General features: G+C 68.9%; 9 protein-coding genes. 4 read left to right on the plus strand and 5 right to left on the minus strand.

The features are described 5' to 3' along the window. The coding region (locus LEL83_RS01975) for a hypothetical protein (protein WP_225557556.1) at nucleotides 1-3,146 on the minus strand (3,146 nt) is incomplete at its 3' end. Between the two features lie 254 nt (nucleotides 3,147-3,400). On the opposite strand from LEL83_RS01975, the gene dnaK reads away from it, so the two are divergent. The 4 genes from dnaK to LEL83_RS01995 all read left to right on the plus strand — a co-directional run bounded on the left by dnaK (nucleotide 3,401) and on the right by LEL83_RS01995 (nucleotide 7,573). Next, nucleotides 3,401-5,269: a molecular chaperone DnaK gene (dnaK, locus tag LEL83_RS01980; RefSeq protein ID WP_225557557.1), complete on the plus strand. Its 1,869-nt coding sequence runs from the start codon at nucleotides 3,401-3,403 to the stop codon at nucleotides 5,267-5,269. 2 nt (nucleotides 5,270-5,271) lie between these two features. Further along, nucleotides 5,272-5,931: a nucleotide exchange factor GrpE gene (locus LEL83_RS01985; protein WP_198657565.1), complete on the plus strand. Its 660-nt coding sequence runs from the start codon at nucleotides 5,272-5,274 to the stop codon at nucleotides 5,929-5,931. Nucleotides 5,932-5,972: 41 nt separating this feature from the next. After that, nucleotides 5,973-6,977: a DnaJ C-terminal domain-containing protein gene (locus LEL83_RS01990; RefSeq protein ID WP_198657566.1), complete on the plus strand. Its 1,005-nt coding sequence runs from the start codon at nucleotides 5,973-5,975 to the stop codon at nucleotides 6,975-6,977. 185 nt (nucleotides 6,978-7,162) lie between these two features. Next, nucleotides 7,163-7,573 (plus strand): heat shock protein transcriptional repressor HspR, encoded by a 411-nt coding sequence (locus LEL83_RS01995; protein WP_111039442.1) that lies wholly within the window; start codon nucleotides 7,163-7,165, stop codon nucleotides 7,571-7,573. 63 nt (nucleotides 7,574-7,636) lie between these two features. On the opposite strand, the gene LEL83_RS02000 is transcribed toward LEL83_RS01995, so the two are convergent. From LEL83_RS02000 to LEL83_RS02015, 4 genes are read right to left on the minus strand one after another with little or no spacing between them, the layout of a single operon-like run. Continuing rightward, nucleotides 7,637-9,064, minus strand: a complete 1,428-nt coding sequence (locus tag LEL83_RS02000) for a tyrosine-protein kinase domain-containing protein (protein ID WP_225557558.1) — start codon at nucleotides 9,062-9,064, stop codon at nucleotides 7,637-7,639. 58 nt (nucleotides 9,065-9,122) lie between these two features. Continuing rightward, a complete protein-coding gene (locus LEL83_RS02005; protein ID WP_225557559.1) occupies nucleotides 9,123-10,106 on the minus strand; it encodes a glycosyltransferase family 4 protein in 984 nt (327 codons plus the stop codon). Further along, nucleotides 10,103-11,683 (minus strand): hypothetical protein, encoded by a 1,581-nt coding sequence (locus tag LEL83_RS02010; protein ID WP_225557560.1) that lies wholly within the window; start codon nucleotides 11,681-11,683, stop codon nucleotides 10,103-10,105. The genes LEL83_RS02005 and LEL83_RS02010 overlap by 4 nt, the downstream gene beginning before the upstream one ends. Continuing rightward, on the minus strand, nucleotides 11,680-12,942 hold the full coding sequence (locus LEL83_RS02015; RefSeq protein ID WP_225557561.1) for a hypothetical protein: 1,263 nt from the start codon (nucleotides 12,940-12,942) through the stop codon (nucleotides 11,680-11,682). Before LEL83_RS02015 ends, LEL83_RS02010 begins: the two co-directional genes overlap by 4 nt. Nucleotides 12,943-12,974: the final 32 nt, after the last annotated feature.

The raw sequence follows: 12,974 nt of genomic DNA on the forward strand, positions 1-12,974 counted from the left end.
TTCTTCGGCGTGAACGTCACCGTGTCACCGGCATTGCCGGTCCCGGTCCAGGTCACCATCTCACCGCGGTGCTGCGACCCCGAAGTCGGCGCCGTCACCTGCCACGGCTTGTTCACCGGGTCCTCGGTCGACGGAGTGTTGAAGCGCAGGCCGCGCTCCGCACCGGTGACGAGACCGGTGGAGAGGTTCGTCTGCGTGATGTCGATCGTGTAGGCGCCGGTACCGAGGAACTTCTCGATCTTCCAGTGCCCCGTGCTGTCGACACGGACCGGCTGGGGATTGGTGCTGTCGAAGTTCGTCACCTTCAGGTCGATCTGCTCACCGGCGTTCCCGGTGCCCCGGAAGGTCACCAGTTCGCCTTTGTGCTCGGAGTTGTTCTCCGGGGAGGTGACGGCGAACGGCAGGTTGACGTTCTGGTTGAGCAGGATGTTGATCGGCGCACCCGTCTCGGTGCCGGCCGCGTTCTTCATCGCGACGTCGACGTCGTACGCGCCGACACCGGCGAACCGGTCGACCTTCCAGTCGCCCTTGTTGTCCACGACCGTGGACCACGCGGACTGCTCCGGGTTCTTCGGCGTGAACGTCACCGTGTCACCGGCATTGCCGGTCCCGGTCCAGGTCACCATCTCACCGCGGTGCTGCGACCCCGAAGTCGGCGCCGTCACCTGCCACGGCTTGTTCACCGGGTCCTCGGTGACGGGCTTGTTGATCGTCAGCCCACGGACATCGCCCGTGGTCGTGCCAGCGGCGTTCTGCTGCGTGATGTCGAAGACGTAGGTGCCCTCACCGAGGAAGCGCTGCACGGACCAGCGTCCGTCGTTCCCGACCTTGGTGGTGACGTCGGTGCTGGCGAAGTTGGTCACGTGGAGACGGACCTCCTCACCGGCGCGACCCTCACCCGAGAAGGTGACCATCTCGCCCTTGTGCACTGACTCGTTCTCCGGCGTGGTGACCTTGAACTCACGGTTCACACCATCGACCTGGACCGTCAGCTGCTTGTCGTCGACCTCGCGTCCGTCGATCGTCTGGACCACGCGGAGGGTGTTCTCCCCGTACTTCAAGCCGGTCACGGTGAGCTCCCACGAGCCGTCGTCGTTGGTGACGTCGACGGACTGGGTCCCGACCGACACCTTCGAGCCCTTGGTGGCCGTCCCGGTGAGCTTGGCAGTCAGTGCCTCGTTGTCGACCGACTCGACCTCGGCGGTCAGTGCGGTTTCAGCCGACTCGATCGTGGTCGCGGTGGTGCTCGTCGCGTCGAACGAACCCTCCACGGCCGTACCGACGAGCTTGGTCGTCATCGAGGGCGTTCCGTCAGCGATCTCCGCCGGCGTCTCGACGTCGATGCTCCAACGGAGCAGCGACGCGTCCGGCAGGGTCCAGGTGCTGCTGGTCGGCTTGAACGTGTAGGTGTAGGTCTTGCCGTCCATCGACAGGTCACCGTCGGTGAGGGTGGCGGAACGGTTCATCCAGTCCTCGCCGGGCCGCTTGTAGGAGCCCGCGATGGTGTTCTGCCCCTCAGCGAACGTGGTGCCCTCAGGCGCGGTGAACGTCACCTGCGCGTCCGGACGCGAGACGTCGCCCTTGGTCTCGAACTGTGCCTGCACCTTGGTGCGCTCACCACGCTCGAGCGTGGCGGCGGGGCCGTCCTGCCCGATGATCGCGGCGTCGTTGATCGTGACCGTGACCGGCTTCGAGTCAACCGTGTCGTTGCCGATCTTCTGCTCCACGAGCAGGCTGTTCGGGCCCGACTCCAGGCCGGTGACCTCGAGGCTCCAGTCGCCGTCCTCGTTCGCGGTCGCGCTCTGCTCACCGATGACGATCGTTGCACCCGGCGTCGCCGTGCCCTTGAGGACCGCGCTGCCGGCGGCGTGGTCGATCGAGTCGACTGCAGCCGTCAGCTCACGCTGCGCTACCTCGAGATTGGTGGTCGTCTTCCCCTCGGCACGGTAGTCACCCTTCGAGCTGTCACCGGCGTAGGTGAAGCCCATCTGCCCGGAGCCCGCAGCGGCATCAGCCGGAGTCGCGACGCTGAGCATGTATCGGTACTGCTCGCCGGCGACCATGTTTCCGCCAGCGGTGTCGAGGTCGAAGGTGATCTTGGTGTTCCCGTCGGAACGGACACCGTTCTTCAGATCCAGCGGCGTGTAGGGGCGGAAGTCACCGCTCGTTCCGGAACGGTAGCCGGCAGCGACCTTCGCCTGCCCGTCCGCGAACGTCGTACCCGCCGGCGCGGTCAGCGTGACCGAGCCCTTCATGTTCGTGCGCGATTCGTTGTTCTGCACCAAGAACGGCACCTGCGTGCTCTGACCACGCGTCAACTCGATCGGGCCTTGATTGACACCCACAACGGTGCCACCCTCAACGATGTTCACAGTGACGGGCTTCCGGTCGACCTCGGCGTTATTAACCTTCTGCACCGCAGTCAGCGAGTTCGCACCGGTGCGCAGCCCCTCGACCGTCATCGACCACGCACCACTGTCCGCGACGTTCACCGTCTTGCTTCCGATCGTCACCGTCCCCTTCGGAGTCGCCGTCCCAGCAACCACCGCCGTCTTCGCGATGTTGTTCGTCTTCGTGACCGACGCCGTCAGTGCTCTATTGACCTGATCCGCAGTTGGCTTGAACGAGTAGGCCTCGCTCGCACTTCGGGACGCCTTGAACGAGCTGGCACCGCCCGGCGTCGTTGCGATCCCAGTGATGTAGGGGTAGGTGGAGTAGTCCTTCGGGGTCAGTGTTTGGCCGTCGGCCGATACGGCAAAGGAAGAACAAGGAGAAGTGGTGCGCAGGCCTGCATTCAGGAATTCCCAGTCGTAACTACTGATGATCCCGCGAATGCAATTGCCGTTCGACATCTGGATGGTCCCGGTTGTGCCAGGAGTCGGAAACGTACCAGTCAAGGCTGCCGACATGGCGGCGGATAGAGAGGAGTAAGACGCAGCCTGACCATCACTTTTCAACGCGATGTAGGACGAGCCCCGCTGCATGACGAACTTCGCGGAGAATGACTGCGTCCAGGCCTTCGGAGCGTCAGGTGACGCAGCGACCGCGGGCGCTCCGAAGGACAGACCGGAGACGATCGTGGCGGCGGCCAGCCCGGCCGCGCCCATGGACTTGAAGGCCGTCGAGGCCCTCTTCTTGTGAGACATGTGCATCTTTCAGGACAAGCCGCGCATCGGCGGCTGTGCGGGAGGGAAGCACGCGGGCGACGGCGACCGTCGCGGCATGTGTATGCAGAATATCACGTGAAATACATAGGTCCGTTCGGCATCTCTCGCTGGGAGTTGAGTGGGACCGACGCAACTTCTGCCTTCCTGAGTTGACGCCGCCGTGGTCCCGAGTAGAGTTGAGTCCATCGGACGCAAGTCCAACGACTTACCCCTAGCAAGAGGAGCATCACCACATGGGACGTGCAGTAGGCATCGACCTCGGAACCACCAACTCGGTCGTCAGCGTGCTCGAGGGCGGTGAGCCCACCGTCATCGCGAACGCCGAGGGCCTCCGCACCACGCCGTCGATCGTCGCCTTCACGAAGGACGGCGAGGTGCTCGTCGGCGAGACCGCCAAGCGCCAGGCCGTGACCAACGTCGACCGCACCATCGCGTCGGTCAAGCGTCACGTCGGTACCGACTGGACGACCGAGATCGACGGCAAGAAGTACACGCCGCAGGAGATCTCGGCCCGTACCCTCGGCAAGCTCAAGCGCGACGCCGAGCAGTACCTCGGCGAGGACGTCACTGACGCGGTCATCACCGTGCCGGCGTACTTCAACGACGCCGAGCGCCAGGCCACGAAGGACGCCGGTGAGATCGCCGGCCTCAACGTCCTGCGCATCATCAACGAGCCGACCGCGGCCGCGCTGGCCTACGGCCTCGACAAGGGCAAGGAAGACGAGCTCATCCTGGTCTTCGACCTCGGTGGCGGCACGTTCGACGTCTCCCTGCTCGAGGTGGGCAAGGACGACGACTTCTCGACGATCCAGGTCCGCGCGACCTCCGGCGACAACCGCCTCGGCGGCGACGACTGGGACCAGCGCATCGTCGACCACCTGGTCAAGAAGTTCAAGGACGAGCACGGCGTCGACCTGTCCACGGACAAGATCGCCAAGCAGCGCCTGAAGGAAGCGGCGGAGCAGGCCAAGAAGGAGCTCTCGTCGCAGATGTCGGCGAACATCCAGCTCCCGTACCTGACGCTCACCGCCGACGGCCCGCTGAACCTCGACGAGACCATCTCGCGCGCCCAGTTCGAGCAGATGACCTCCGATCTGCTCGACCGCACGAAGAAGCCGTTCAACGACGTCATCAAGGAAGCCGGAGTCTCGGTCAACGACATCGCGCACGTCGTGCTCGTCGGTGGCTCGACCCGCATGCCCGCCGTGGCCGAGGTCGTCAAGTCGCTGACCGGCGGCAAGTCGCCGAACCAGGGCGTCAACCCGGACGAGGTCGTCGCCGTGGGCGCCGCGCTGCAGGCCGGCGTGCTGAAGGGCGAGCGCAAGGACGTCCTGCTCATCGACGTCACGCCGCTGTCGCTCGGCATCGAGACCAAGGGCGGCCTGATGACGAAGCTCATCGACCGCAACACCGCGATCCCGACCAAGCGGAGCGAGACCTTCACGACCGCTGACGACAACCAGCCGTCGGTCGCGATCCAGGTCTTCCAGGGCGAGCGCGAGTTCACCCGCGACAACAAGCCGCTCGGCACCTTCGAGCTCACCGGCATCGCGCCGGCTCCCCGTGGCGTGCCGCAGGTCGAGGTCACGTTCGACATCGACGCCAACGGCATCGTGCACGTGTCCGCGAAGGACAAGGGCACGGGCAAGGAGCAGTCGATGGTCATCTCCGGCGGCTCGTCGCTGCCGAAGGAGGACATCGAGCGCATGGTCCGCGAAGCCGAGGAGCACGCCGCCGAGGACAAGGCCCGTCGCGAGGCCAACGAGCGTCGCAACCAGGCCGAGCAGCTCGTCTACTCGATCGAGAAGCTCATCAAGGAGAACGACGAGAAGCTCCCCGCGGACGTCAAGTCCGAAGTGCAGGCCGACGTCGACGCGCTCAAGTCCGCACTCGCGGGCGAGGACGACGACGCCGTGAAGACCGCCTTCGACAAGCTCAACGAGTCGCAGGGCAAGCTCGGCCAGGCCATCTACAGCCAGCAGGACGCGGGCGCCGCGGCCGGTGGCGAGCAGCCCACCGCTGACGGCCAGGCCCAGGCGGACGACGAGGACATCGTCGACGCCGAGGTCGTGGACGACGAGGACGACAAGGACAAGAAGTAACGATGACGGATCCCAAGGACAACGTGCCCGAGGAGGGCGAGCCCCAGGTCGAGGGCGACGCCACCAACGCGCAGGAGCCCGAGGACCTCATCGAGGCGGAGGGGCCCGACGTCGAAGTGCCGACGGACGGCCCCGCCGCCGGGGGCCCGGCTGCGGACGCGGCCAACGACCTCTCCCCGGAGGACGAGGCCCTGCTCGCCGACGCCGCCCGGGGCATCGCCGAGGACAAGCTGAGCACCGAGGACCGCGACCTGATCGCTGAGATGCGTGCGGACATGCTCCGTGCGCAGGCCGAGCTGGTGAACTTCCGGAAGCGCGTCGAGCGTGACCGCGAGGCCAACCGCGAGGTCGCCATCGCCGAGGTCGTCCGGGCACTGCTCCCGGCGCTCGACGACCTCACCCGTGCCGAGGCCCACGGTGACCTCGCCGAGGGGCCGATGCAGGTCATCGGCCAGAAGATCCGCGGGGGCTTCGAGAAGTTCAAGCTCGTGCAGATCGGCGAGAAGGGCGAGGCGTTCGACCCGAACGTGCACGAGGCGATCGTCCAGCTCCCCACCCCGGGTGCCACCGGACAGACCGTCGCGGACGTCGTCGAGCCGGGCTACAAGCTCGGCGAGCGTGTCCTCCGCGCGGCCAAGGTCGCGGTGGCGGTCCCGGCCTGAGCCGGGGCACCGTGGCGATGACAGAAGGAGGCAGGTGATCCATGGCCAGTCAGGATTGGTTCGACAAGGACTTCTACAAGGTCCTCGGCGTGTCCAAGGACGCCTCCGACGCCGAGCTGAAGAAGACCTACCGGAAGCTCGCACGGCAGTTCCACCCGGACTCCAACCCGGGTGACGCTGCCGCCGAGAGCCGCTTCAAGGAGATCAGCGAGGCGTACTCGGTGCTGTCCGACAAGGAGCAGCGCCAGGAGTACGACCAGGTCCGCGCCATGGGGTCGGGCGCCCGCTTCACCGCGGGTGGCCCGGGCCAGGGCGGCGGCTTCGAGGACGTCTTCGGTGGCATGTTCGGCCAGCAGGGCGGCGGGCAGCGCGTCCGCTTCGGCCAGGGCGGCGCCGGTGGAGCCGGTGGGTTCGAGGACATCCTCGGCGGGATGTTCGGCGGTGGGGGTGCCTTCGGGCAGTCCTCCGGCGGGTACCGCGGGTTCGGCGGACCGACGAAGGGCCGCGACGTCACGGCGTCGACGACGCTCGACTTCGGCACCGCGATCGCCGGCGACACCGTCAAGCTCTCGCAGGGCAACGGCCGGCCGGTCAACGTGCGCATCCCCGCGGGGGTCGCGGACGGCCAGAAGATCCGGTTGCGCGGTCGAGGGGAGCCTTCTCCCGACGGTGGCGAGGCCGGTGACCTGGTCGTCCAGGTGTCGGTCCGCAAACACCCGGTGTTCGAGCGCGACGGGCTGAACCTGCGTGTGGACGTCCCGGTGACGTTCACCGAAGCGGCGCTCGGTGCGACGATCGAGGTGCCGACGCTCGGTGGCTCGCCCGTGAAGCTCAAGGTCGCTCCCGGCACACCGTCGGGCCGCGTCCTGCGCGTCAAGGGCCGCGGCGTCACGACCAAGAACGGCACGGGTGACCTGCTCGCGACCGTCCAGGTCGCGGTGCCGTCCCACCTGTCGGACAAGCAGCGCGAGGCCGTCGAGGCGCTCGCGGCCGCTCTGCCCGACGAGAACCCTCGCGAGGACCTCCTCGCGAAAGCGCGTGACTAGCGTCACGCCAGCACAGCAGTAGACCCGTTCTGGGCCCACGCCGCCGGTACCGGCCCGTCGCGAAGCGGCGGGCCGGCCGTGCCGGTGGGGAGAGGAGCGGTGCGGCTCCGTCAGGAAGCCGCACCGTTCCTCCAGACTGGTTCCAGGACCCCGCGGACGACGGAAAGGAACGCGCCATGACCGACATGGACGAGAACTCGCCCGTCTTCGCGATCGCGGTGGCGGCGGAGCTCGCCGAGATGCACCCGCAGACGCTGCGCCAGTACGACCGGCTCGGCCTGGTCGTGCCGGGGCGGACCCGTGGAGGGTCCCGCCGCTACTCCATGCGCGACGTCGTGCAGCTGCGCGAGATCGCGCGGCTCGGCTCCGAGGGGGTGTCGCTGGAGGGGATCCGGCGCGTGCTCGACCTGGAGAACGAGAACAGGGCGCTGCGCGACCGGGTGCGCGAACTCGAGTCTGCGTTGGCGGACCAGCTCATCAACCGGCCTGGCGCACGGGTGTTCGCGGCAACCGCGAGCGGTGCGGCCATCTCGCTCAAGGCGGGGTCGCGGCCGCAGCGGAACACGCAGATCGTGCTGTACCGCGGGCCACGCTGACCGTTCGTCCGGTCTGATCGTGATCGGCGACCGGAGCCGCAGGACCGCTCACGCTCGCAGCCGTCAGCGGACCAGCGCCGACCGATCGGTCGTGTCCGACGCCGAACGGCGGCCACGCTCCACCGGTGCTGACTCCGGCCGGTCGGACCTGGGGTCGTAGCGGTAGTCGTAGGCGGACTTCTTCCGCCCGGACAGCATCGTCATCACGAAGCCCACCGGAGCACACCCGACATCGGCGAGGACCGCGCGCGCCTGCTCGATCTGACGGCGGGTCGTCCGACGCATGGACACGACGAGGAGTGCGCCGCCCGTCAGCTTCGTGAGCGCGGCTGCATCTGTCACGGGGAGCAGTGGCGGCGCATCGATGAGCACGACCTCGTGGCGACGCTCGAGCTCCTGGACGACCGCACGCATGGCTTCGCTCCCGACCAGTTCGGTCGCGTTGGGCGGCAGCGATCCGGACGGCAGGACGACGAGTCCGTCACGCCCCCACGGCTGGACGGCGTCCTCGAGTTCGAGCCGGCCGATCAGCACATCGGTCAGCCCTGCGCCGCCTTCGACTCCCATCACCTCGGCGATGCGGGGCCGGCGGAGATCGGCGTCCACCAGCGCCACGTTGAGACCGCTCTCGGCGAGGCTCAGTGCCAGGTTCGCCACGGTCGTGGTCTTGCCCTCGCCGGGGATCGACGACGTCACGACGAAGCTGCGGCTCGCGCGCCCGATCTCGAGGAACTGCAGGTTCATGCGGAAGCGTCGGAACGCCTCCGAGCTGGGGCTCTCCGGCCGACTGCGCAGGACGAGTGGGTCTTCCCGCACGGCCTTCTCGAAGGGTATCTCGCCCACGGTCGCGGCACCGGTCAGGGTCTCGACGTCAGCGCGCCCCTGCGGCCGGTTGTCGAGCGCCGCGCGGAGGGCGGCCCCGGCGAGCCCGGCGATCAGCCCGGCGGCCACACCGCCCAGGACGTTCACCAGGAGGTTCGGTGACGCCGGGGCGTCCGGGGTCACCGCAGGTTCGATCGTCGAGATCCGGAACGGGCTCTCGCCGCCGATCGGTTCCTCGAGCTCGGTCGTCACGACACTGGCGAGCGATGCACCGATGCCGTTCGCGATGTCCGCTGCGAGCCGGGGATCGGCATCGGTCACGGTGACGTTCACGAGGACACTGTCGATCGGTGTCGTCGCCGCGACGTGTTCCGCCAGCTGCTTCGGCGTGGTGTCGAGCCGGAGGTCGTCGATCACCGACTGGAGGACGCGCGAACTCACGGCGACGTTGGCGAAGGACTGCACGCGCTGTTCGGCTGCGGACCCGCCCTGGGCGACCTCCGACGAGTTCGATGCCCCAGGGACCGCGACGTAGAGCGACGTCGTCGCCTCGTAGGTCGGCTGCTGCAGCGCGGCGAGGCCCCAACCCGCCCCGCCACCGGCGACGGTGGCGAGCAGGACCACCAGCCACCCCCGGCGGAGGATGCGCAGGATCGATTCGAAGTCCATCAGGCCTCTTTCGTCACTCGTGACCAGGTGTGCGGTTGATATAACACATGCTAGTGGATCAGAGCAGCGAGCGGTAGAGGTCGATGTGCTCCCGGACAGCGCGGTCGAGGGACAGGAGTTCGCGCTCGACGGGAGCATGCCGTTCGAAGGCCTCGGCGACCGCCCCGTAGCGCGCGAGCCGTTCGACCCCGAGGTCGATCCACCGGTCGACCTCGTCCGTCGCGGGGAGTTCGTAGCCGGCGGGGACCTGCTCACAGGCAGCAGCGACGTCGAACATGTGGACCGGCAGGGCGCTGATGATCGCCTCGCCCGCGACCGTCGACTGCCCCTCGCGGTAGGAGGGGAGGACGAGCAGGTGCGCTCGACGCATCTCCGCTCCCACCCCTGCCCGGTCTCGTGCCCCGAGGTACTCGACGGCGTCGTCGACCCCGAGGCGCTCGGCCTCGGCCTCGAGCTCCGGACGGAGGGTCTCACGGTGCGAGACGACTCGGAGCACCGCGCGCTGGCCGCCGTGCCGGAGCGCCTGGAGGAGTCGGAGCGCCAGATGGACGCGCTTGAACTCGACGAGCTGCCCGACGTACAGCAGCTCCCACGGCTCACCGGGCTGCGGGGCCACCCGCTGTGCTGCGGAGAAGTGCTGCACGTCGAGGGCGTTGCGGATGACGGCGACCTTCCGCTCCGGGATCCGCCCGCCGAGTCGCCGCCGTTCGTCCTCGGTGAAGACGACCACACGGTCCGCCCGGCGCTCGGTCGCTCGCAGGGCGATGCGGTGGTGCAGCGGCTTCCATCCACTGAAGTGCGGCGTGAACACGACTCGTGCCCGCGGGGTGACGAGCGATCGCGCACAGGCGTTCATGAGGTGGTTGAGGTGCACGACGTCGTAGCCACTCCAGTCACCGCGGAAGTGCGGCGCAGCGGTGGTCACGTCGACACCGGCACGTCGCAGCCCGTCCGCGAGGAGCGAGTCCGGCGTCTCGGCCATGTGGGTCGCCCGGTACTCGGGGGTCTGGGCGAAGATGCCGCTGAGCATGAGGACCTTCATCGGATGGACCTTTCGGGGAGGGGGTGTTCGAGCTGGTGCGTGGGCATGGGTGTGGGCGTGGGGGCGTGGTCGACGTCGGAGACCGGCACGCTCGCACCGATCGGTGCGCCGGGACCCTGCCGACGGAAGAGTCCCGCGACACCGACGACGACCAGCGGCGGGAGCGCGTAGTAGAGGACGTTCTGCAGGATCGAGTACGAACCGACGATCCCCGGCTGGGTGACCCACAACGCGATGGTCGCCGCGGCGTACGATCCGGGAACGGTCCGGTTGCGGGTGCGGAGCCCGTCACTGCACGCGATGAGGACGCCGGAGACGAGACCGACCACGAGGACACCGGTAAGGCCGAAGGACAGGTAGCCCTCGAACCACGGCGGGACGAGCTGGTCGCGACCGACGAAGCTGTGGTAGACGGCGTGGTTGAAGAGCGCGACGCCCGACTCGAGGCGCCAGGCGTCCGGGATGCCGGGGACCGGGCCGAGCAGCGTGAGGACGAACGTCCGGAGGCCGAACGCCGCGTTCGCGTCGGCCCAGGGCATGGCACCGGACAACTGCATCGGATCGGCCGCGTAGACGAGCGCGGACTGCATCATCGGGACCAGCCCGACCTCGGGCGCTTCGAGGCCGGTCCGTTCGAGCCACAGTGTCGACCGCAGGGTGCCCGCCGTGACGAAGAAGGCGCCGAGGAGTGCGACGACGAGTACCGACGGCCCGAGTCGGAGCCGCTTCGTGCCGCGATCGGCGAGGAGCAGCGCGAGGGCGATCACGGCGAACGCCATGGGAGCGCGGCGGAGCCCGTACGAACCGAGGGCGAACACGATGGAGCCGAGCAGGAGCGGCACGATCCACCACCACGTCCGGGCCGCGCGGTGTCGCGCGCGGATCGCCATCGCCAGCCCGAGGAAGAGCAGCGGACGCGTCAGTTCACCGAGGAAGGTGATGGGCCCCTTCGGCACGACGTCGTTCCCCTGGAGCCCGTCGATGTCGCCGGAGAGGAAGGACTGCACCGACGCGACGTCCGGGAAGCGGAGGACGAGCCCGACCAGACCGAGGACGATGAACACGCGGACCGGAGCGGACCCCGTGACCAGTGCGGGCACCCGGACCAGTCCGGCCGCACCGGCGGCACGGCCACCTGCACGGCCACGTCGGGCAGCGTGTGCGAGTCCGCCGACCGCCGCGCGCGTGACGACCACGGACACTGCGAAGGCGAGACCGAGGAAGAGGACGAGCGTGGCGTCGCCGTGCGTCCCGGGCCGCCAGAAGAAGTTGGTACCCGATCCGAACCACTGGATGATGACGGGAGCCACGTCCCCGCGGAGGACCTCCCACCCCAGGAACAGGGTGAGGCCGTCGACCCGCAGACCGGTCCTGGTGGCGCGGGAGACCTCGACCCCGACGAGCACGACCAGTGCGTGGAGCAGCACGGGGAGCGCGAAGGCGCCGACCGGGCCACCGACCGTGGCTGCCTGCGCGAGCGAGAGCACGGCACAGACGACGGCTGTACCCCGCAGGAGCCAGTGCAGCGTCGCGCGGCTGCTGCGCACGAGGTCGAGTTCGCGATCCACGGCACTCACGCGACAGGCTCCGGAGCCTGCAGACGCCTGACGACCCCGACGAGCCGCGCGGTGATGCCCGCGAGGTTCGCGACGACCGTCACGAGCACGACGGCGACGACCCCGGCGGTCCCCGTGTCCCCGGCTGTCCCGACGACGACGAGGAGCACCCCCACCACGGTCACGACGAAGCTGACTCCGTCGGCCACGACCCAGGTCCGCCACAGCCGACGAGCGACGCACACCTGCCCGAGTCCGATCAGCACTGCGCGCAGGGACGCAGCGGTGAGGACGACGGCGAGCGTGCCCCACAGCCCGTCGTAGCGCGCCACGAGCCCCGGGAACGCGGTGACCAACACCACCGCCGCTGCACCGGAGCCGACGACCGACAGGACGGCGAGCATGCCGACGAACGAACGCGGGGTCCAGTGGTTCCGTCCGGGGTCGGGTGCAGCGAGTTGACCGATGACCGTCTTCCCGAAGTACTGCGGCGCGAGGGTGACGACCGAGGCGAAGCGCAGCGCGACGCCGTACACACCGAGGCCGACCGGACCGCCGAGGATCCCGATGGCCCAGAGCACGGACCAGTTCGCGGCCTGACCGAGCAGGTTGGCCGTCAACCCGGCGGCGAGGCCCTCCCTCGCCGCGATGGAGCCGGAGACGTCCTCCTGCAACTCGACGCCTGCGGTCCAGGACCGGGACGCTGCGAGCCCGAGCAGCAGGACGGCGACCACGGCGTCCACGGCGAGGAGGCCGACGACGGCCCACCAGGGCCCGGCGGTCGTGCCGAGGAGGAGGGCCAGGGTGGCCCCTGCCACCGCCCGGCCGGCGTCGACCCAGGACGCCGTCCGGTAGCGGCCGGACCCGGCGAGGACGGCGACGACCATCTCGCCGAGCGGGAGCGCGGCGCTCATCACACCCGTGAGCACCAGGACGGGGAGCGCACCGTCCTGGTTCCCGACGACGAGCCGTGCTCCCACCGGGACCGCGACCGCAGAGACGAGCAGGTTTCCGAGCAGCGCTCTCCGACGGGCGCGGAGGAGCATGAGCACGAGCACCGGGAAGCTCTCGACGCCGTTCCGGACGGCGCGGGCGGTGCTCGCGTTCGCGGACGCCCCCATGGTCGACGCGGTGATGCTGGCGACGCCCAGGACGAGCACCTGGAGCGAGGCGAACCGACCGTAGTCCGCGGGCGTGACCAGGAGCGCCAGCCACGCGAGGACCGCGAACTGTGCGCCCCGGCCGAGCAGGGCGGGTGCGGTGACGATCGCGAGGTGCACGGATCGCCTCGTCAGGGCTGCTGCGTTCGGCT

The organism is Curtobacterium oceanosedimentum, assembly GCF_020297365.1.
Classification (GTDB): domain Bacteria; phylum Actinomycetota; class Actinomycetes; order Actinomycetales; family Microbacteriaceae; genus Curtobacterium.

Excerpts from the sequence above, each read along its gene's own strand:
- dnaK (WP_225557557.1), top strand. The coding sequence starts at position 3,401 with ATGGGACGTGCAGTAGGCATCGACCTCGGAACCACCAACTCGGTCGTC.
- LEL83_RS01985 (WP_198657565.1), top strand. The coding sequence starts at position 5,272 with ATGACGGATCCCAAGGACAACGTGCCCGAGGAGGGCGAGCCCCAGGTC.
- LEL83_RS01990 (WP_198657566.1), top strand. The coding sequence starts at position 5,973 with ATGGCCAGTCAGGATTGGTTCGACAAGGACTTCTACAAGGTCCTCGGC.
- LEL83_RS01995 (WP_111039442.1), top strand. The coding sequence starts at position 7,163 with ATGGACGAGAACTCGCCCGTCTTCGCGATCGCGGTGGCGGCGGAGCTC.
- LEL83_RS02000 (WP_225557558.1), bottom strand. The coding sequence starts at position 9,064 with ATGGACTTCGAATCGATCCTGCGCATCCTCCGCCGGGGGTGGCTGGTG.
- LEL83_RS02005 (WP_225557559.1), bottom strand. The coding sequence starts at position 10,106 with ATGAAGGTCCTCATGCTCAGCGGCATCTTCGCCCAGACCCCCGAGTAC.